22 protein-coding genes are annotated in these 18,677 nt (G+C 63.8%); 12 read left to right on the top strand and 10 right to left on the bottom strand.

The genetic code is table 11. From position 1 onward, the window contains the following. Positions 1 to 38: 38 nt before the first annotated feature. On the bottom strand, positions 39 to 563 hold the full coding sequence (locus AC1DYJ_RS21210; RefSeq protein WP_477284596.1) for a hypothetical protein: 525 nt from the start codon (positions 561 to 563) through the stop codon (positions 39 to 41). Then, positions 560 to 1,285 carry a DUF2259 domain-containing protein gene (locus AC1DYJ_RS21205; protein WP_477284594.1) on the bottom strand — a complete coding sequence of 242 codons (726 nt, stop codon included), beginning with the start codon at positions 1,283 to 1,285 and terminating at the stop codon, positions 560 to 562. The genes AC1DYJ_RS21210 and AC1DYJ_RS21205 overlap by 4 nt, the downstream gene beginning before the upstream one ends. Before the next feature lie 137 nt (positions 1,286 to 1,422). Here AC1DYJ_RS21205 and AC1DYJ_RS21200 point away from each other — a divergent pair, with 137 nt between their 5' ends. Further along, on the top strand, positions 1,423 to 1,677 hold the full coding sequence (locus tag AC1DYJ_RS21200) for a DUF2171 domain-containing protein (RefSeq protein WP_477284592.1): 255 nt from the start codon (positions 1,423 to 1,425) through the stop codon (positions 1,675 to 1,677). A gap of 21 nt (positions 1,678 to 1,698) precedes the next feature. On the opposite strand, the gene AC1DYJ_RS21195 is transcribed toward AC1DYJ_RS21200, so the two are convergent. Continuing rightward, positions 1,699 to 2,718, bottom strand: coding sequence for a P1 family peptidase (locus AC1DYJ_RS21195; RefSeq protein WP_477426233.1), 1,020 nt, complete (start codon positions 2,716 to 2,718; stop codon positions 1,699 to 1,701). Beyond that, entirely contained in the window at positions 2,718 to 3,788 is a 1,071-nt protein-coding gene (locus AC1DYJ_RS21190; protein WP_477284588.1) for a branched-chain amino acid ABC transporter substrate-binding protein, read from the bottom strand. The genes AC1DYJ_RS21195 and AC1DYJ_RS21190 overlap by 1 nt, the downstream gene beginning before the upstream one ends. A 181-nt stretch (positions 3,789 to 3,969) precedes the next feature. Here AC1DYJ_RS21190 and AC1DYJ_RS21185 point away from each other — a divergent pair, with 181 nt between their 5' ends. Genes AC1DYJ_RS21185 through AC1DYJ_RS21155 form a run of 7 tightly spaced genes read left to right on the top strand, consistent with a single transcriptional unit; the run spans position 3,970 to position 10,318 of the window. Then, a complete protein-coding gene (locus tag AC1DYJ_RS21185; protein ID WP_477284586.1) occupies positions 3,970 to 4,497 on the top strand; it encodes a flavin reductase in 528 nt (175 codons plus the stop codon). Continuing rightward, a complete protein-coding gene (locus tag AC1DYJ_RS21180) occupies positions 4,494 to 5,423 on the top strand; it encodes an AAA family ATPase (protein WP_477284584.1) in 930 nt (309 codons plus the stop codon). The genes AC1DYJ_RS21185 and AC1DYJ_RS21180 overlap by 4 nt, the downstream gene beginning before the upstream one ends. A gap of 5 nt (positions 5,424 to 5,428) precedes the next feature. Next, positions 5,429 to 6,679, top strand: coding sequence for a vWA domain-containing protein (locus AC1DYJ_RS21175; RefSeq protein ID WP_477284582.1), 1,251 nt, complete (start codon positions 5,429 to 5,431; stop codon positions 6,677 to 6,679). A 42-nt stretch (positions 6,680 to 6,721) separates the two neighbouring features. After that, complete coding sequence (locus tag AC1DYJ_RS21170; protein WP_477284580.1) at positions 6,722 to 7,060, top strand: XdhC family protein; 339 nt, start codon at positions 6,722 to 6,724, stop codon at positions 7,058 to 7,060. A gap of 2 nt (positions 7,061 to 7,062) precedes the next feature. Next, positions 7,063 to 7,767: an XdhC family protein gene (locus tag AC1DYJ_RS21165; RefSeq protein ID WP_477284578.1), complete on the top strand. Its 705-nt coding sequence runs from the start codon at positions 7,063 to 7,065 to the stop codon at positions 7,765 to 7,767. Further along, the gene (locus AC1DYJ_RS21160; RefSeq protein ID WP_477284576.1) at positions 7,764 to 9,389 is read left to right on the top strand and encodes an NTP transferase domain-containing protein; all 1,626 of its coding nucleotides are present in this window, start codon (positions 7,764 to 7,766) and stop codon (positions 9,387 to 9,389) included. The genes AC1DYJ_RS21165 and AC1DYJ_RS21160 overlap by 4 nt, the downstream gene beginning before the upstream one ends. Before the next feature lie 32 nt (positions 9,390 to 9,421). Beyond that, on the top strand, positions 9,422 to 10,318 hold the full coding sequence (locus AC1DYJ_RS21155; RefSeq protein WP_477284574.1) for an alpha/beta hydrolase: 897 nt from the start codon (positions 9,422 to 9,424) through the stop codon (positions 10,316 to 10,318). 15 nt (positions 10,319 to 10,333) lie between these two features. On the opposite strand, the gene AC1DYJ_RS21150 is transcribed toward AC1DYJ_RS21155, so the two are convergent. Then, positions 10,334 to 11,383, bottom strand: coding sequence for a DUF1176 domain-containing protein (locus tag AC1DYJ_RS21150; protein ID WP_477284573.1), 1,050 nt, complete (start codon positions 11,381 to 11,383; stop codon positions 10,334 to 10,336). Between the two features lie 141 nt (positions 11,384 to 11,524). Between AC1DYJ_RS21150 and AC1DYJ_RS21145 the strand changes: the two genes are divergently transcribed. Continuing rightward, positions 11,525 to 12,031, top strand: coding sequence for a DUF1993 domain-containing protein (locus tag AC1DYJ_RS21145; protein WP_477284571.1), 507 nt, complete (start codon positions 11,525 to 11,527; stop codon positions 12,029 to 12,031). A 76-nt stretch (positions 12,032 to 12,107) separates the two neighbouring features. Here the strand turns inward: AC1DYJ_RS21145 and AC1DYJ_RS21140 are convergent, their stop codons facing one another. Further along, positions 12,108 to 12,272 carry a hypothetical protein gene (locus AC1DYJ_RS21140; RefSeq protein WP_023690170.1) on the bottom strand — a complete coding sequence of 55 codons (165 nt, stop codon included), beginning with the start codon at positions 12,270 to 12,272 and terminating at the stop codon, positions 12,108 to 12,110. 424 nt (positions 12,273 to 12,696) lie between these two features. Between AC1DYJ_RS21140 and AC1DYJ_RS21135 the strand changes: the two genes are divergently transcribed. The 3 genes from AC1DYJ_RS21135 to AC1DYJ_RS21125 all read left to right on the top strand — a co-directional run bounded on the left by AC1DYJ_RS21135 (position 12,697) and on the right by AC1DYJ_RS21125 (position 15,669). After that, complete coding sequence (locus AC1DYJ_RS21135; RefSeq protein WP_477284569.1) at positions 12,697 to 13,164, top strand: hypothetical protein; 468 nt, start codon at positions 12,697 to 12,699, stop codon at positions 13,162 to 13,164. A 118-nt stretch (positions 13,165 to 13,282) separates the two neighbouring features. Beyond that, a complete protein-coding gene (locus AC1DYJ_RS21130) occupies positions 13,283 to 14,350 on the top strand; it encodes an aldo/keto reductase (protein ID WP_477284567.1) in 1,068 nt (355 codons plus the stop codon). A gap of 53 nt (positions 14,351 to 14,403) precedes the next feature. Then, positions 14,404 to 15,669 carry a cysteine desulfurase-like protein gene (locus tag AC1DYJ_RS21125; RefSeq protein WP_477284565.1) on the top strand — a complete coding sequence of 422 codons (1,266 nt, stop codon included), beginning with the start codon at positions 14,404 to 14,406 and terminating at the stop codon, positions 15,667 to 15,669. A gap of 1 nt (position 15,670) precedes the next feature. Here AC1DYJ_RS21125 and AC1DYJ_RS21120 read toward each other — a convergent pair whose 3' ends face one another. The 4 genes from AC1DYJ_RS21120 to kce are packed head-to-tail and all read right to left on the bottom strand — an operon-like array spanning position 15,671 to position 18,670. After that, positions 15,671 to 16,699: a histone deacetylase family protein gene (locus tag AC1DYJ_RS21120; protein WP_477284563.1), complete on the bottom strand. Its 1,029-nt coding sequence runs from the start codon at positions 16,697 to 16,699 to the stop codon at positions 15,671 to 15,673. After that, positions 16,696 to 17,202, bottom strand: a complete 507-nt coding sequence (locus tag AC1DYJ_RS21115; protein ID WP_477284561.1) for an N-acetyltransferase family protein — start codon at positions 17,200 to 17,202, stop codon at positions 16,696 to 16,698. The genes AC1DYJ_RS21120 and AC1DYJ_RS21115 overlap by 4 nt, the downstream gene beginning before the upstream one ends. 21 nt (positions 17,203 to 17,223) lie before the next feature. Next, complete coding sequence (locus AC1DYJ_RS21110) at positions 17,224 to 17,721, bottom strand: 2-thiouracil desulfurase family protein (protein WP_477284559.1); 498 nt, start codon at positions 17,719 to 17,721, stop codon at positions 17,224 to 17,226. Between the two features lie 19 nt (positions 17,722 to 17,740). Continuing rightward, positions 17,741 to 18,670: a 3,5-dioxohexanoate:acetyl-CoA acetone transferase gene (kce, locus tag AC1DYJ_RS21105; protein ID WP_477284556.1), complete on the bottom strand. Its 930-nt coding sequence runs from the start codon at positions 18,668 to 18,670 to the stop codon at positions 17,741 to 17,743. Positions 18,671 to 18,677: the final 7 nt, after the last annotated feature.

Raw genomic sequence — 18,677 nt, 5'->3', positions numbered from 1 at the left:
TGAATAAGTCCGCCTCCTATCAGAGGCAGACCAAATGCTCAACGCTGCTGGCGCGCAAACCACACGCTGGCGATGGCGAGCGCGACGAAACCGACGGGAAAATAGAGCCTGATACCCAGCACCACGAACTGGTAGAGCGCCGTCAGCGAGGTGAACACCAGTTCGAACGCCCAGCGGACGGTGAAGGCCTCCGCGTGCCATTCGGCGTAGTAGGAACGGTATTGCAGGGCAAACAGCCCACCAGTGAAGGCGAGCGTCGCGGCAAGCAGGCAGACAAAGGCGGCGGCGAACGCCACTTCCGAGGGCCTGCCGATCGAGATCAGCCGCGCCGCGAACAGGCCGATGGGGAAGGCGATTGCCGCACCCATGGCAAAGAGCAGGACGACGAAGCGGATCTTTTCAGGCGTCTCCCAATTGTCGAGCCAGAGGCCGGCGAGCGCGCTGGCGCCCATGGCCACCGCCCACAGCAAGGCGCCGAGAAGGGCCGTGACAGTCGATGGCACGGCACGGCGGACACGATTGCCGGCGCGCTTGCGCCAGCTGGATTGATCGAGCGCTGTCACAGGCGGCCGGTAACTGCGATCCAGCGGAAATCGGGCCCTTCGAAGCCGTATTCGCGCACCGCAATCAGCACGGCGTAGGCGCTGATGCTGTCCATCGAAAAGGTCTGCACCGCGCCGATCCGGTAACCGTTGGGGCAGCCGCGGCTTTGCGGGATCGATTTGTCCTCATGCAGCAGATGGGTCTGGCCTCCATCCCTGGCCTCGATGCGCAGCAGGCGAAAGCCGTTGATCTCGCCATGGCTTTGGCAACGTTCGGTGTCGTTCATGCCGATCTCGTCGAGCCGGAATTCCAGCGGTGGGTCGACCGGCGAGAAGATCGGCCGCGGGTTGACCACCATGCGAAACGGGTCGGCCGACAATTCGGTCACCGGGTTGAAGCCGGCGGTGATGCCGCGGTTCGCGGCAAGTTCTGCCTGGGGAATGATTGCCTCGCCCTTCTGCCTGGCCTGGAGACGGGCCGTGTCGAGCGACGCGGTCTCGTCCTCCAGCCGGACCCGGATCGGCGTGCCCTTCAGGAACGTGTCGTCGGCGGTGTCGAGGTAATAGCGATTGGCATAGGGAAAGCCGGACCCGTCCGCGACGCCATATTCCTCGAAGGCGAAGACGCCACCATCCCTGGTAAAACCGAGGATCTCGAGCTCGGCGACATCGCCCGCCCGGGCGGCGATGCCAGATGCCAACTGCACCAGCAGGCACACGCCAATCAGGACAAGATTTCGCATCGGGTTCCCGCTCCAGCCGCCATGGTTCGATCTTTCCCTATCATGAGACAGTCAAAACATCGTGCTATCCCAAAGACGATGCATCCAATTGCGCCCCCGTTTGTTATCGTCGATCGTTTTCAAAAGGAGAACACCCCATGACCGAGGCCAGCAAGATTCGCGAACATATGGAAGTGGTCGGCGCCGACGGCGTTCACATCGGCACGGTCGACAAGGTCGAGGGCGACCGGATCAAGCTGACCAAGGCCGACAGCGGCATGGGTGGGCACAAAGGCCATCACCACTACATTCCGCTCAGCCTGCTGGCCGAGGTCGATGGCAAAAAAGTCTGGCTGTCGGCGAATTCGGATGTGGCGGTCAGCTTCGAGGAAGAAAAGTCCGACCCGACCTGATCCCCCGCACCGGGTCGTCCTTCAGCGCGACGACCACACTGGAAACAGATCACCTTTATCAGGCGTTGCCGCATGGATGCCGCGGCTGATGGCGCGCGCCATGGTGGCGCCGGCGGCGGCAAAGAAATCAACCGCATCGTCGGCGGAAAGTTCGTTGCCGCTCTTGCCGGTTGCCAACGCAAACACCAGGTCGCCGTCTGCCGGCGTATGTACCGGCCAGATGGCGCGCACGAAGCCGTCATGCGCCGATATGGCCAGACGTTTGGCCGCCGCTTTGGTCAGTACGGCATCGGTGGCAATGACGGCGATTGTGGTGTTGCCGCCGGCTTCGCCCGTCCCACCGACGCGTTTGTCGCGGTATTTCAACAGGATTCGCCTGGCGTCATCCGGCATCGGCGAGGGATAGCCGAGCCCGCCGAACTCATCGCCGATCTCGAACGGTGCAGCCCAGAAATACCGGGTCCGGGCAATCGTCACCGAGCCGGTCGGGTTGGCGGCGGCGAGCGCGCCGATGGTGACGCCGCTGTCCAGAACGGTCGATGCCGAGCCGAGACCGCCTTTCAACCCGGAGCTCAGCGCGCCGGTGCCGGCGCCGATCGTGCCGAGCGGAAAGTCGACGACAGCGGCTTGCGCGGCTTCGTAGCCCAGGTCGCGGTAGGGCGGATAACGGCCCCAATCCTTGTCGCCGCCATTGCGCAGGTCGAACAGGATCGCCGCCGGCACGATCGGCACGCGAAAACCGCCGACATCGACGCCGATGCCTTTTTCGCGCAACGCCGCCTGCACGCCCGAGGCGGCGTCGAGGCCGAAGGCCGAGCCGCCGGAAAGCACCACGGCATGCACCGCCTCGATGGAATTGTGCGGTTCGAGCAAATCGGTCTCACGCGTGCCCGGCGCGCCGCCCAGGATCTGCACGCCGCCGACCGCCGGTTCGTCGCACAGCACCGCCGTCACTCCGGACTTCAGCCTGGCATCGCTGGCGTTGCCGACACGCAGGCCGGCGACATCGGTGATCAGATTGCGCGGCCCGGTGCGGAACATCAGTTCGTCTCCGCCGGCACGAAACGCGTTCCGTCGAAGCGGAAGGCGCGATAGAGATTTTGGCTGAGATCGCCCTTGTCGTCGAACCGCAGCGGGCCGATCGCGGTGGTGAAATCACGCGCGCTGAGCGCGTCGGCCAGCCCCTTGCCGGAACTCTCCGATTCAGCAGTGGCCGCTTTGGCGATCTCCACCGCCGCATAGGCCGGCAATGCGTAGCCATCCGGCGCGATGTTTTTGGCCGTAAATGCCGCCAGCACCTTGGGATCGGCGACATCGGCCCATTCCGGCGGCGCGATCATCAGCGTGCCGACGGCGTAAGGCACGTCGCCGGGTGGGGTGCGCAAATTTTCGCCGCCGGCAAAGGTGATGCCGGCCTCCAACTGGCCGGCGTCGCGGCCCATGATGGCGATATCGTCGCCGTCGCCGCCGGCAAAGACATGCGTCGCGCCCGCCTTCTTCAGCCGGCCGATCAGGCCGATCTGGTTGTCGAGCTGCGGCCGGAACGTGTCTGTGAACACCGGCTTCAGCGCTGCCTGTTCGGCCGCTGCCCGCAGCGTCTCGGCGATTTCGCGGCCGTAGATGGTGCCGTCGTCGACAATGGCGAACAATTCGCTCTGCCACAGCCTTGTGAGAATGGCGGCCACCGCATTGCGCTCGTCGTCACCGCGCGGCCCCAACCGGTAGACCGGCCAGCCGGTCTTGGCGCGGCGATCGGTCAGGCTTTCGGTGCGCACGCCGACGGTGATCACAGGAATGTTGGCGTCCTTCAGAATCGGCAGTGCCGCCTGGATTGCCTCGGTGCAGAGGAAGCCGACGACGATATTGACCTTGGCAGCAGTGAATTCCCTGGCGGCGGCAGCCCCGCCATCGGCGGTGCAGGCATCGTCGACGGTCTTGATTTCCAAGCCATTGGCTTCCGCGGCGAGGCCAGCACCCGCCTCGATCTGCTTGCCGAGGATCGCCGACGGACCGGACAGGGGCGCAGCAACGCCGACAAGCAGCGTCTGCGCGCCCGCGCTTGCCGGCAACAGCCAGAGCATTGCCGCTAATACAGCTGCTAGGGGTCGCATTCCTACGAGAATTCCTCCGTGCCGGTCGCATGCTTCCAGCGTCTCTTGCGCCAAGACCTAAAGGCTGCCCGCGCCCTGCGCAACACGCGAATTTGCGGATTGGCGTCAAGCACTTCGCTTGTGTGGCCTATCATATGCCGCCATATATGACGCTCAGGCTCCTGCTTATGGAAAATCATCGGTGCTGAAGTTGAACGACATAGGGCCGCAGGCCTATCGCGACGCGATGGCGCATTTTGCCGGTCACGTCCACGTGGTGACCACTGACGGTCCCGCTGGCAAACGCGGCACGACGGTGATCGCCGCCTGTTCGGTGTCGGATACGCCGCCGACGGTGCTCGTCTGTCTCAACCGCGAAAATGCCAAGAACGAACTTTTTGTGCAAAACGGCCGGTTTGCGCTGAACACGCTGGCTTCGCATCAGCAGCCGCTATCGGTGGCGTTCTCAGGCCTGATCGGCCTGTCGTCTGATGCGCGTTTCGCGCTCGGCGAGTGGGATGTCATATCAACAGGCGCCCCGACCTTGCAGGGCGCTCTCGCCGTGTTCGACTGCGAGTTGATCGACACCAAAGATCTCCACACCCATCGTGTGCTTTTTGGCAAGGTGACAGGCCTGCGCATGGGCGATAATTTGCGGCCGCTGATCTACCACGCCCGCGACTACCACGTGCTGGAAAGCGGAGCAGAGGCGTCAACGGAGAAAGAATGACCGAGCTGAAACCGCGCGCCGCGCCGCGGACGATCGACGAAACGCTCGATCTCCTGACCGGCGCGGACTATGTCGCGGACCGGTCTCTGGCAACCGTTCTGTTCCTATCCCTGCGCATGCAGCGACCGCTCTTTCTCGAAGGCGAGGCCGGCGTCGGCAAGACCGAGATCGCTAAGGTGTTGGCGCAGGCGCTCGGCCGCCGGCTGATCCGCCTGCAATGCTATGAAGGTCTCGACGTCTCCTCCGCCGTCTATGAGTGGAACTACGCCGCGCAGATGATCGAAATCCGCATGGAGGAGGCGGCCGGCAAGGTTGACCGCTCCAACATGGAACGCAATGTCTTTTCCGAAAAATACCTGATCCGCCGCCCGGTGCTCGACGCGCTGACCGGCAAGGCAGGGGCCGCCCCGGTGTTCCTGATCGACGAGCTCGACCGCACCGACGAGGCTTTTGAGGCGTTCCTGCTCGAAATCCTCTCCGACTTCCAGGTGACGGTGCCTGAACTCGGCACGATCAAGGCGGAAGAGCCGCCGATCGTCATCATCACCACCAACCGCACCCGCGAAATCCATGATGCGCTGAAGCGGCGCTGCCTCTATCACTGGGTGGACTATCCCAATGCGGAGCGCGAGCTGGAGATCGTTCGCCGCAAGGTGCCGCAGGCCAATCAAAGGCTGTCGGCCGAAGTGGTGTCGTTCATCCAGAAACTGCGCCGGGTCGAGCTGTTCAAGGCGCCCGGCGTTGCCGAAACCATCGACTGGGCCGGTGCGCTGACCGAGCTCGACAAGGTGGCGCTCGACCCCGAGACAGTATCCGACACGATCGGCGTGCTGTTGAAATACCAGGACGACATTGCCCGGATTGGCGCGGGCGAGGGCCGGCGCATCCTCGATGAGGTCAAGGCCGAACTGGCGGCGGCGGAGTAACAGCGGTGAAGACGCCGGGTCCTGACCCCAGAGAGGCGACGGAAGACGGCCGCATCGCCGACAACATCGTCTATTTCGCCCGCACCTTGCGCAAGGCAGGCATGCGGGTCGGACCGGCCTCGGTCAAGGATGCGATCGAAGCGGTGCTGGCCGCCGGCATCGGCTCGCGTGACGATTTCTACTGGACGCTGCACGCCGTGCTGGTGTCCCGGCACGAGGATCATCCCGTTTTCGACGAAGCTTTCCGGCTGTTCTGGAAATCGCGCGAGCTGATCGAGAAACTGCTGGCGATGTTTTCGCCGGTGGCGCCCGACACCAGGGAGAAGCAGAAACCGCGCGCGGCCGAGAACCGCGTCAGCCAGGCAATGTTCGAAGGCCATCAGAACAGCGCGCCACGCCAGGAAATCCCGGAGATCGAGGTCGACGCCCGGTTCACCTTCTCCGGCAATGAAGTGCTGCGGGGCAAGGATTTTGCCCAGATGAACGCCGCCGAGATGGCGGACGCCAAGAAGGCGATCGCCGAGCTTCGGCTGCCCTTCGACATGGTCAGGACACGGCGCTTCCGGGCTGACCCGCATGGCCGCCGCATCGATCCGCGGGCCATGATGCGCTCGGCCGCGCGCACCGGCGGCGAGTTGATCCTGCCGAAATTCCGCTCGGCCCGTGAGGTGCATCCGCCGCTGGTCGTGCTCGCCGACATCTCCGGCTCGATGAGCCAGTACACGCGCATCTTCCTGCATTTCCTGCACGCACTGACCGAAAAGCGGCGGCGCGTGCACACCTTCGTCTTCGGCACGCGGCTGACCAATCTGACCCGGCAGATGCGCCACCGCGACCCCGATGCCGCCCTTGCCGATTGTTCGGCGGCGGTGAAGGACTGGTCCGGCGGCACACGCATCGGCGACACGCTGGCCGAATTCAACAAGCAGTGGTCCCGCCGCGTGCTCGGGCAGGGCGCCGTGGTGCTGTTGATCACCGACGGGCTGGAGCGCGATGACGTTTCCGGCCTGTCGGAAGAGATGGAGCGCCTGCGCAAATCCTGCCGGCGGCTGATCTGGCTGAATCCCTTGCTGCGCTTCGACGGTTTCGAGGCGCGCGCCCGCGGCGTCAAGGCGATGCTGCCGCATGTCGATGAGTTCCGCTCGGTGCACAATCTCGATGCGCTGGCCGACCTTTGCGCCTCGCTGGACAAGAAATCGGCGGCGTCGGTCGATCCGCGCCGCTGGCTGGACGCTGGCATCAGGCGCGCCGCATAGCCATATGATGTCTAGGAAAAACAGACTCTAGGACAAGCGATCATGGACAACAGCATCTATCTCGATGAGGCCCGCGATCCGCTGATCATCGCGGAAGGCTGGATGAAGGACGGCAAGGATGTCGCCATCGCCACTGTGGTCGAGACCTGGGGTTCGGCGCCGAGGCCGGTCGGCAGCCATCTGGTCATCGACGCCGCGGGCAATTTCCATGGTTCGGTCTCGGGCGGTTGCGTCGAGGGCGCGGTGGTGAGCGAGGCGATCGACGTCATCGATTCAGGGAAAGCAAAGATGCTGGAATTCGGCGTTGCCGACGAAACCGCCTGGCAGGCCGGCCTGTCCTGTGGCGGCCGCATCAAGGTCTATGTGGAGCGGCTCGGTTAGGCATGGATCCCTACGCCCTCAAAACGCTCAATGCCGAACGCCGCGCCCGCCGCGCGGCAATCCTGGTCACCGATCTCGGCGATGGCCGTGACCGCATCGTGCGCGAAGGCGATCCCGTCGCCGGCGATCTCGGAGCGGCGATCGCCAAGGCGTTTCGCACTGGCAATTCGGGTTCGGTCGAGGCCGAGGGACGGACCTTCTTCCTCAACGCGCATCTGCCGCAGCCGCGCCTGGTGGTGATCGGCGCCGTCCATATCAGCCAGGCGCTGGCGCCGATGGCGAAGATCGCCGGCTATCCCCTCGAGATCGTCGATCCGCGCACCGCCTTCGCCACGCCGGATCGTTTTCCCGATGTCGCGCTGCATGCCGAATGGCCCGAAGATGTGCTGAAGCGGCAGCCACTCGACAGCTACACCGCGCTCGCCGCCGTCACCCATGACCCGAAGATCGACGATTTCGCGCTGAAGGCCGCACTCGACGCCAATTGTTTCTATGTCGGCGCGCTCGGCAGCCGCAAGACCCACGCCAAGCGCGTCGAGCGCCTGCTGGCGCTGGGCGCCAGCGCCGACCAGATCGCCCACATCCACGCGCCGATCGGGCTCGACATCGGTGCGGCGAGTCCGGCCGAGATCGCGGTGGCGATATTGGCGCAGACGATCCATGCTTTTCGTTCGCGCGGGCTTGAAGCGAAAGGCGCTGCCGCGTGAAGTTCGGGCCGGTTCCCATCGATCAGGCCGAAGGCGCGGTGCTCGCGCATGCCACGGCGGCCGGCGAGCGCCGTTTTCGCAAAGCGCACCGGCTGAATGCCGACGATGTCGCCCTGCTGAAGGCGACCGGCATTGCCGAGGTCGTCGTGGCGGTCCTTGCCGCTGATGATCTCAGCGAAGATGCGGCGGCCGAAAAGATCGCCGCCGCCATGATCGATCGCAACATCGAGGCGAAGCCGGCTGCGACCGGCCGCGTCAACCTCCATGCCAAGGCTGCCGGCGTCTTCACCGTTGATGCCGCCATGATCGATGCCATCAATGCCGTCGACCCGACCATCACCATCGCCACGCTGGCGCAGCATGCGCCGGTCGAGAAGGGCCAGATGGTGGCGACGGTCAAGATCATCCCGTTCGCCGTTGCCTCGGCTCTGGTCGATGCCGTGACAAGAATCTGCGCCGGCGGCGAGATCTTCGCGGTCAATGCCTATCAACCGGTGCGCATCGGCGTCATCCAGACAGTGCTGCCGGGCATCAAGGCCAGCGTGCTCGACAAGACGCTGCGCGTCACCGAGGCGCGGCTGGCGCGCTCCGGCGCCCGGCTGACGGCCGAGCGCCGCACGCCGCACGAAATTGCGCCCGTCGCAGAGGCAGCGGCCGCGCTGGCGCGCGACAACGACATGGTGGTGATCTTCGGCGCCTCGGCGATGAGCGATTTCAGCGACGTCGTTCCAGCGGCGATCGAGAAGGCCGGCGGCACGGTCGTCCGCGCGGGCATGCCGGTTGATCCCGGCAATCTGCTGGTGCTGGGCACGCTCGACGGCAAGCGCATCATCGGCGCGCCGGGATGCGCCCGCAGCCCCAAGGAGAACGGTTTTGATTGGGTGCTCGACCGGCTGATCGCCGGCCTCGATGTCACGGCTGGGGATATTGCCGGCATGGGTGTCGGCGGGCTGTTGATGGAAATCCCGACCCGGCCGCAGCCGCGCGAGCCGCTGCCGGCCCCACAGTCAGCAAGAGTCGCCGGGCTGCAGGTCGACATCGTGCTCCTGGCCGCCGGCCGCTCCAGCCGCATGGGCGGGCCGAACAAGCTGCTCGCCCTGTTCGACGGCAAGCCGCTGGTGCGCCGCACCGCTGAACGGGCGCTGGGCTCGAAGGCAGCCAGCACCATTGTCGTTACCGGCCATCAGCGCGAGCGGGTGCGCCAGGCCTTGGCAGGCCTTGACGTGACCTTCGCCGACAATCCGGATTTCGCCGACGGCCTGTCCTCGTCGCTCAAAGCCGGCATTGCCAGGGTTGGGGCTGAGGCCGCCGGCGCGATGATCGTCCTCGGCGACATGCCGGGCGTCTCCGCGGCTGATCTCGACAGGCTGATCGACGCTTTCCGCAGGGCCGGCAGCCATTCGGTGGTGCGGGCCGCGCATGACGGCCGCCGCGGCAACCCTGTGCTTTTGCCGCGTGCGCTGTTCCCAGCCATCGCCCATCTCGAAGGCGACACCGGCGCCCGTCATCTGGTCGAGGCCGAAGGGCTCGATGTCATCGATGTCGAGATCGGTCACGGTGCATCGATCGATGTCGATACACGCGAGGCAATGGAAGACGCCGGCGGCGTGCTGCAGGATTGACAAACCGAAGCCGAAAAACGCATGGCTGAGGCATGGTTCTTCGCTTCCAACTCTCTCGCGCGCTGCTGACCGCAATCGCGCTCTCGCTGTCCGCCGTCCACGCCGGCGCGCTCGAACTAAAACCCTACAAGGACGACCTCTTCGCCTATCCGGCGACGCTCTCGTCGACGGACAAGGGCGCCTACACCGTCATCGACTATCGCGAGCTGCGCGACATCAACGAACGCGACGAAGTGCCGGAAAAGCGCGTGCATGCGCAATACACCGACACCGGTGTGCGCAAGGTGCAGCAGGATTTGATGCTGAAAACCGATGCCGGCGATATCAGGCATGTCGCGGTCGGTAAGACCGAGGGTGCCGGCATCATCGTGCTTTACCTGCACGGGCAGGGCGGCAGCCGCAAGCAGGGCGTCGACGACTTCACGTTCGGCGGCAATTTCAACCGCATCAAGAATTTGATGGCCGGCAATGGCGGCCTTTATCTCTCACCCGACTTCACCGATTTCGGCGACAAGGGCGCGGCCCAGGTCGTAGCCCTGATCGGCCACTATGCCGAGGCCTCACCGGACGCCAAGATTTTCGTCGCCTGCGGCTCGATGGGCGGTTCGCTGTGCTGGAAGCTGGCTGGCCGCAACGATACGGGACGGCGCATCAACGGGCTGCTGCTGCTCGGCTCGCTGTGGGATGAAAGCTTCCTGTCGAGCCCGGCCTACAGGCGCCATGTGCCGGTCTTCTTCGGCCAGGGCAGCAAGGACCCGGTCTTTCCCGTGGAAAAGCAGGAAGCCTTCTTCCGCTCCATCATTGCGAACTCGAAAGCCTATCCCTATCCCACCCGTTTCGTCCGGTTCGAGACCGGAACCCACGGCACGCCGATCCGCATGGTCGACTGGCGCCAAACGCTGAACTGGATGCTGTCGAAAGCGCCCTGAGGCGATGGCAATCGATCAAGGCGCGGTGTTGTAGTCGACCACTGTCTGCGGATTTTCCTCGCCATCATAGGACGCGTCTACGTCGTATTGGACCAGCGAAAAATTTCCGTTGCGGAACAGATATGTACCGCTGTCGGAGGCATCGCCGACACCACGCCATTTGTTGAACGTGCGGATCGTCCTGGTTTCTTCGTCATATTCGGGATTGGTCGCCCAGCCGGTCGTGTGGAAGCCGGTAACGGTCACACCCAGCAGTTTGCCGTCGCTGTCATTGTTCTCGTAGCGTATGTCCAGCTCCGGCTCGGCGAACTGCAACTGCAGCACGCCGCCCAGTTCGTCCGTCATGTAGTAGACCGAGGCGGTATTGTAGGCCGCGGCGGAACAGTAGAATTCGAAAAGCCGAGTCTCCTTGTCGGGATCGCCTTCAGCTGCATTCTTGTCCTTGTATTTGATCGAAAAGGCATTCGGCTCTTCGCCGAGAAATTGCTCGTCGCACTGCTTGCCATAGGTCGCCAGGAAAGCCTTCTTGGCCTGTTCGAGCGCGGTGTCCTTTTTCGGTGGCGGTGGTCCATCGCCACAGCCGGCCGGCAGCGCCTCCTCGAAATCGGCCTTGGATGGCTTCAGCGCGCCCTTGTCGATGAAGATCGGGCGGAACGGCGGCGCCTGTATCTGGGCGCTGACCTGGCGCAGCGTGTAGCAGCCGGCAAACACCGCCTCATTGCCATCCTTGCCGGTGGCGCGAATGGCGACCGGCACGCTGTAGTAGATACTGCCGGCCGCGCCTTCGTCGGAAATGGCCCCGGTTTCGACATCGACCTTGTCGGTGCCGTCATAGCCCTTGACGAAAGTGTCGAAATCCTTTGCCGGCTTTGTATCTCCGTAATAACCCCAGGCGCGGGCGAATTCGTGCCGGTTGATGGCGCTGTAAAGCGAGCGGATGACGGCGTCGGCGCTCGAGCGGTCATCGACATAAGGTGCTTCGGGGGCGTCGTCATCGGCAAGCGCCGCATCGGCCATACCGACAAGCGAAAGAATGGCAGTCGCTGCGAGAAGGATGCATCTCATAGGGAATCTCCGCTCGGTAACGAAGATTCTACCACGGCGATTGCGGCGACGCAGTGACGCCCTTCGCCCGCAGCTTGAAGAATCGCCGGGGAAGGCGCTACGTCCCGCCGTCGGCGCTTCAGCCGTTAGGGAGATTTGAACGTGACACTATCGATGTACGAAGCCTCGGTGCCGGTGTTTTCGGCCAGGCTGAAGGCGCTGTCCGGCGTGCTGTCGGCAGCCGAGCAGAATGCAACCGAACGCAAAATCGACCCGCAGGTGTTTTTGACCGCAAGGCTGGCGCCGGACATGTACGCGCTGGTGCGGCAGGTGCAGGTCGCCACCGACCACGCCAAGGGCGCGCCGTCGCGCCTGGCCCGCCGCGAAGTGCCGAAATACGAAGACAATGAAGCGACTTTCGCCGAGCTTCAGGCGCGCCTCACCAAGACGCTTGAGCTTCTGGCGTCATTCTCGGCTGCCGAATTCGATGGTTCGGATGACAGGATCGTTGAATTGAAGTTTGGTCAGCGCGAGGTCTCGATGCCCGGACTGCAGTATCTGCTGCATGTCGCCATGCCCAACTTCTATTTCCATGTCACGACGGCTTACGACATCCTGCGCCACAACGGCGTGCCGCTGACCAAGGGTGCCTATCTCGGCAATCGTTGAGGAATTCGGCGTTTCGAGGTTTCCCGATCGCTGCCGGGAAACCTCGTCTTGCGCTGGTTCAGCGCCGAAGCCTTAATCAGCGCAGTGACATTTCGCGCGCGATGCGCGGGAAATCGGCTGGCTTGACGCCGATGTCGGCGCGGTCGGCATTGCTCATCGAGTGCAGCAATGCCAGTGCCGAGCGGTAACGCTGATGCTCCTGCGGACGCGGACGAGCAAACATTTCAGTGAAGAACCCCATGATTCGGCCCCTAGTTGATCCTCCACGGCACCGAATATAGGAAAAATGTGAAGATTGTGCAGTGCAGCATTTGCATGGCAGCCATGCCATGCGATTTTTTTTCGGCACAATTGGCTCATCTGCTGAAACTCTTGGCGCGTCCTGACCGTACGCATAGACGCTGGCACATGGCCGGCTTTTCCTCGCCACTCCTGGCGAATTTCCGGACTGCATGAAAATGCAGTCCGGCTTTTTGTTGGGCCTTGCGTCGGCAGGCAGCAAACCGGCCCAGCAAATCGCACAGTCAGCCTGGCGAACGCCTAAACTGGTTAAGATCAGTGGCATTCATTTTTAACGAGCCGGTTCTATGGTGCGACCGTCTCGAACGCATACGTATGCTCACAAGGGGGAGGCTGACATCGGCGCCAAGCGGGATTTCGCTTCCTTGCTCGACGATCTCTTCGTGGTCTCGGAAAAAGACGAGGCGGGCGACGAGACAGGCGCGCGGCCGTCTATCCCGTTCGACTATCTCTCCGTGGCCGACGAGCTTCATTCCGGCCGCATAAAGGTCTCTGGCGAAACCTTCACCGCCGAATATCGCGAGGTGGGGTCCGATCTCGCCGCCGAATTCGCTGCATTGCTCGATCAAGCCAAGCTGGCGCTGGCCGGTGAGGAGGCAAAGCCCGAGGAAAGACTGCCGCCGATCGACCCTGACGCGATCGCCATCGAACTCGGCCTCGATCATCCGGTCAAGAGCGCCGACCTTGGCCGCATGCGCCGCAGCTTTGCTTTCGCCAACCATCCCGACCGTGTCGCGCCGCATCTGCGCCAGCGCGCCATGATCCGCATGCAGGTGGCGAACATGCTGATCGACGAAGCCAAGCGGCGCGCTTTGGCCGGCGCCCGGCGCTGATTTTTTTCCTTCACGCAAAAGTCGGGTTCCCTGAGGCTTGGAGAGCGGCGCCCCTTTGCCTATAGATGCGGCTTCATTTCCCGCGCAGCCGCGCAAAAATTCCCGCCGGAGAAATTCCATGCACAAACGCCGTCTCGGTCGGACCGATCTTCTTGTTACCCAGATCTGCCTGGGGTCGATGACCTGGGGCCAGCAGAACACCGAGGCCGAAGGCCATGCGCAGATGGATCTGGCTTTTGAGCGCGGCGTGAATTTCATCGACACCGCCGAGCTCTACCCGATCCCGCCCAAGGAGGAGACGCAGGGGCGGACGGAGAAGTTCATCGGCAGCTGGATGAAGGCCAAGGGCAATCGCGACAAGGTCATCCTGGCCTCGAAAGTGGTCGGCCGCACCGCCAACCGCTGGTTTCGCGGCGACCGTCCGTCGAAACTGGTGCGCGCCGACATTTTCGACGCCATCGACAAATCGCTGGCCAAGCTCGGCACCGACTATCTCGATCTCTACCAGATCCACTGGCCGGAGCGCGACATTCCCTGGGGCGCCAACCCGACCCGCGTCGGCGCTACGCCGCGCCGTGCGGATGCGGTCGGCGCGCCGGCCGGCGAGACGCCGATTGCCGAGACGCTGGCCGTCTTCGACGAACTGGTGAAGGCTGGAAAAATCCGCCATCTCGGCCTGTCCAACGAAAACTCCTGGGGCGTCATGCGGTTCATCGCCGAGGCCGACAAAGGCGTCGGTCCGCGCGTCGTCTCGCTGCAGAACGCCTACAATCTCGTCAACCGCACCTTTGAGGTGAATCTTGCCGAGGTCTGCGACCGCGAGCAGGTCGGCTTTCTCGCCTATTCGCCGCTGGCGCAAGGCTATCTCACCGGCAAATACGACCATGGCGCGCGGCCGCAAGGTTCGCGCTCGCAGCTGTTCAACCGCGGCCAGCGCTATGAGACGCCGAATGCCGCGGAAGCGCAGCTTGAATACAACGAGCTGGCGCGCTCCTTCGGCCTGGAGCCGGCACTGTTTGCCAACGCCTATGTCGCCAGCCGGCCCTTTGTCACCTCCAGCATCATCGGCGCGACGACGATCGCCCAGCTTGAGATGGCGCTGTCTTCAGCCGACGTGACCTGGACCGAGGAGATGCAGAAGGCCGTCGATGCGATCCACCAGCGCGTCGGCAATCCTTGCCCGTAAGGCAGGCTGCTCGAGCGGAATTACCAAGCAAAGACAAGGGGAAGGGGACAGCCATGGATTTTCCGATCGAGACCGTCAGGGGAAAATTTCCGGCGCTGGACCTGACCGACAAGGGCCGGCGGCGCATCTATCTCGACAATCCGGCCGGCACGCAGGTGCCGCAAGCGGTTGCCGACGCGGTGGCGCGCTGTCTCTTGACCACCAATGCCAATCTCGGCGGCTATTTCGAAACCACGTTAGCGGCGCAAAAAGTGGTCGATGACGCCCATGCGGCGATGGCCGATTTCCTGGGGGCCGCAAGCGTCGAGGAAATCATCATCGGCGCCAACATGACGACGCTGACCTACCACATGTCGCGCACGCTCGGCCGTGGCTTCAAGCCTGGTGACGAGATCATCGTCACCCGCATGGACCATGAGGGCAATGTCTCGCCCTGGCTGCAACTGGCCGAAGACCTCGGCCTCGTCCTGCGCTTTTTACCCTTCGACGAGACGAGCTGGCAGGTCGAGGAGGCGGCGCTGGTTGCCTTGTTGTCCGACAAGACGCGGCTGGTTGCGCTCAACTATGCCTCGAACCTCACCGGCTCGATCAACCGGGTCAAGGCGCTGACGGCAATCGCCAAACAGGCCGGCGCGCTGGTCTATGTCGATGCCGTGCAGTTCGCGCCGCATGGCCTGGTCGACGTGCAGGACCTCGGCTGCGATTTCCTCATCTGCTCGGCCTACAAATTCTTCGGCCCGCATATGGGCATCCTTTGGGGCCGGCGCGAAATCATCGATGCGCTACAACCCTACAAATGCCGCTGCTCCTCCAACGGCCTGCCGGAGCGTTTTGAACTCGGCACGCCGCAGATCGAACTGATGGCGGGGCTGACGGCCGCAGTGGACTACTTTGCCGATCTCGGCGCTGCCGCCGGCGAGGGCGGTTCGCGCAGGCGCAAGATCGCCAGGGCATTCGAAGCAGCCATCGCCCACGAGAACCCGCTGGCGCTAAGGTTGATCAAAGGCCTGTCGGACATTGAGGGCCTTACGATCCGCGGGATTACCGATCCCGCACGTGTCAACGAGCGGGTGCCGACAGTGTCCTTCACCGTCGATGGCATCGTGCCGGAGACGATTGTGCGGCAGATGAATGCCGAAAACATCTTCCTGTGGTCGGGCCACAACTACGCCTGGGAGATCGTTCATCAGCTCGGCATTCCGGCCGAGCAGGGCGTCGTGCGTATCGGCATCGCGCATTACAACACGGCGGCCGAGATCGACGAAACGCTGGAGAGCGTGCACCGGGTCATCGCCATGCTGAGGCAGCAGCGAAGCTAGCTCAGCCCTGCTTGCCGCCGAAACCCGTGAGGAAGGCGGTAAGATTGTCGCCCAGCGCGTCGCAGAGATAGCCGCCTTCCTGCACGATCACCGTCGGCAGGCCGAGTTTGGCAATCGCCTCGCCGATGCGCGAAAAGCCGGGCGTGGTCACGGAAAGCCCGCCGAACGGATCGCCCTCGAACGCGTCGAGACCGAGTGCCACCACCACCGCATCCGGAGAGAAGGCGCGGATGCGCTGGAACGCGACTTCGAGTGCTTCGAGAAACGCCGCGTCGGCGGATTTGCGCGCCAGCGGCAGGTTGAAATTGTAGCCGAGGCCCGGCCCTTCGCCGCGTTCGTCGGCATGACCCCAGAAGAACGGATAGAAGCGCACCGGATCGGCATGCAGCGAGACGGTCAGCACGTCGGGCCGCGCGTAAAAAATGCCTTGCGTGCCGTTGCCGTGATGCAGGTCGACATCGAGGATCGCCACCCGCGCCGCTTGCTTGCGCAACACTTGCGCCGCGACGGCCGAATTGTTGATGAAGCAGAAGCCGCCGGCGACATCGGCAAAGGCATGATGGCCGGGCGGCCGACAGAGTGCATAGGCGGCGGGCGCGCCTGCCATGACGTCTTCTGCGGCCTCGACCGCGCTCCAGGCACTCCACAGCGCGCTCTGCCAGGTCTCGGCCGAGATCGGGCAGGCGGTGTCGGCCATGTGATAGCCGGCCTGGCCGACCGCCGAGGCCGGATAGGCGCCGTCGCGCGCCAGCGGATGGATGTTGGGGATCACTTCCGCCGAGGCGCCTTCGATGCGCTGCCAGCGCGCAAAAATGTGTTCGAGGAAGGCGAGATATTCGGGCGTGTGCACGGCCGCCACCGGGCCGAGCCCGTGATCCCGGGGCCGTTCGACCGTCAATCCGGCAGATTTCGCGCCGGCTAACAATCGCTCGGCGCGCTCTGGCTGCTCGGGATTGGGCTGCGGTGCGCCGCTGGACAGAAAGGCCTTCGGGTCGTGGCGTTTCTGCTCTTCGGCAAAGAAGGCCTTCATTCCGTTTCCCCATCCTGCACTGCATCGGCAAAGGCGAAAAAGGCCTCGCCGACAATCTTCTGCGTCTGCTCGTAATGCGCCCAGCCAATGCCGAGCTTTTCATAAAAGGCCTTGGCACCGTCATTGTCGGTATCGACCGACAGCCTGAGATAGACGCCGCCATCCCTGCGGCAGTCGCGCGCGACCCGGCGCAGCAGCTTTTCGCCGATCTTGCGGCCGCGAAAGCGATCCTCGACATAAAGATCCTGGATATAGACGCCGGGCCGACCCATCCAGGTCGAGAAGATCGGGAAATGCAGGCAGAGCCCGGCAAACTCGCCGCCGACTTCGGCGATCAAGGTGGAGAAGGCGGGTTTGTCGCCAAAGCCATAGCGGCGGAAGTCCTCAGCGGTGGAGGTGATCTGCTGGTGCCCGCCGGTATGGGCGCCGAAGCGAAGAAGCGCGGCGTGGATGGTATCGACGTCGTCGATGGTGCCGGGGCGGAGGATGGTATCGCCGGTCATGCTGATCTTCTCTGCCATGGATCAGGCCGCGTTTCCGGCTGAACCGTTCAGGAGATCGTCAAGGTCGCTGATATTATCTTCCGAAAAGACGCGAATGCCATTCGCTTCCAGCAGCGCGGTGGTCGTGCCTTGGCCGGCCACACGCTTGCCCGAAAAACTGCCGTCATAGACGAAGCTTGAGCCGCAGGACGGGCTGCCTTCGGTGAGAACCGCATAACGGCATCCGGTTTCCCGCGCGAGTTCCAGGGCAATCTGCCCGGCTTCGAGATAAAGTGCAGTCACATCGTTTCCCGTCTGCTCGACCACCTGGCCTTGGCCATTCAGCACAGCGTCGCCTGTGCCGTGAATTTCCGCTGGAGGGCGCGGCGTGGAGAAGCCCGCGGCAACCTCCGGGCAGATCTGCACGACCCGGCCTTCAGCCTGCCACCGCGTCAACACGGGATGGTTGTCGAGCCGGTAGGAGCCGTTGTAGCGGACGTGGCTGCCGAGCAGGCAGGCGGAGACGAGAACCCTTTCCATTTCAGCTCCTCCGGCACACCTAGAACGCGACCCTATCTCCACCCTTCAGCGCCAGCATCTCGCGCGCCTCCGCTGGTGTGGCGACGTCCAGCGACAGGCCATCGAGGATAGCACGGATGCGGCGCACCTGGTCGGCGTTGGATTTCGCCAGCTGGCGGCCGTCGTAAAGACTGTCCTCCAGCCCGACGCGGACATTGCCGCCCATCGCCGCCGCAATCGAGATCAGCGGCATCTGGTTGCGCCCGGCGGCGAGCACCGAGAACTGGTAGCTGTCGCCGAACAGCTTGTCGGCGATGCGCTTCATGTGGATGAGATTGTCGGGATCGGCGCCGATGCCGCCCAGAATGCCGAGCACGAACTGGATGAAGAGAGGCCCCGACACCAGCCCGCGATCGCGAAAATGCGCCAGCGAATAGAGATGGCCGACATCGTAGCATTCGAACTCGAAGCGCGTGCCGCAGCCCTTGCCGAGCTTTTCGAGCACGCCTTCCATATCGGCAAAGGTGTTCTTGAAGATCGTGTCACGCGTGGCCTCGAGCAGCTTCGGCTCCCACTCGTGCTGCCATTCGCGTGGCTTGTCGAGCATCGGGAACAGCGCAAAATTCATCGAGCCCATGTTGAGCGAGCACATTTCAGGCTCGGCCCTGAGCGGTGCGGCCAACCGCTGGTCCAGCGTCATCAGCGACGAGCCGCCGGTGGTGATGTTGATCACCGCATCGGTGGCGTGCTTGATGCGCGGCAGGAACTGCATGAACACCTCAGGATCGGCCGTCGGCCGTCCGTCCTTGGGATCGCGGGCGTGCAGATGCAGGATCGACGCGCCGGCTTCGGCTGCCGCGATGGCGTCTGTCGCGATCTGGTCCGGCGTCAGCGGCAGATAGGGCGACATGGACGGCGTGTGCACCGAACCGGTGACGGCGCAGGTGATGATGACTTTTCTCGGCGCCATCTTTTTG

This window comes from Mesorhizobium sp. P2_B11 (assembly GCF_056404855.1).
Note: the sequence above shows the minus strand (reverse complement) of the source record. Positions and strands in the feature narration are given on the sequence as shown.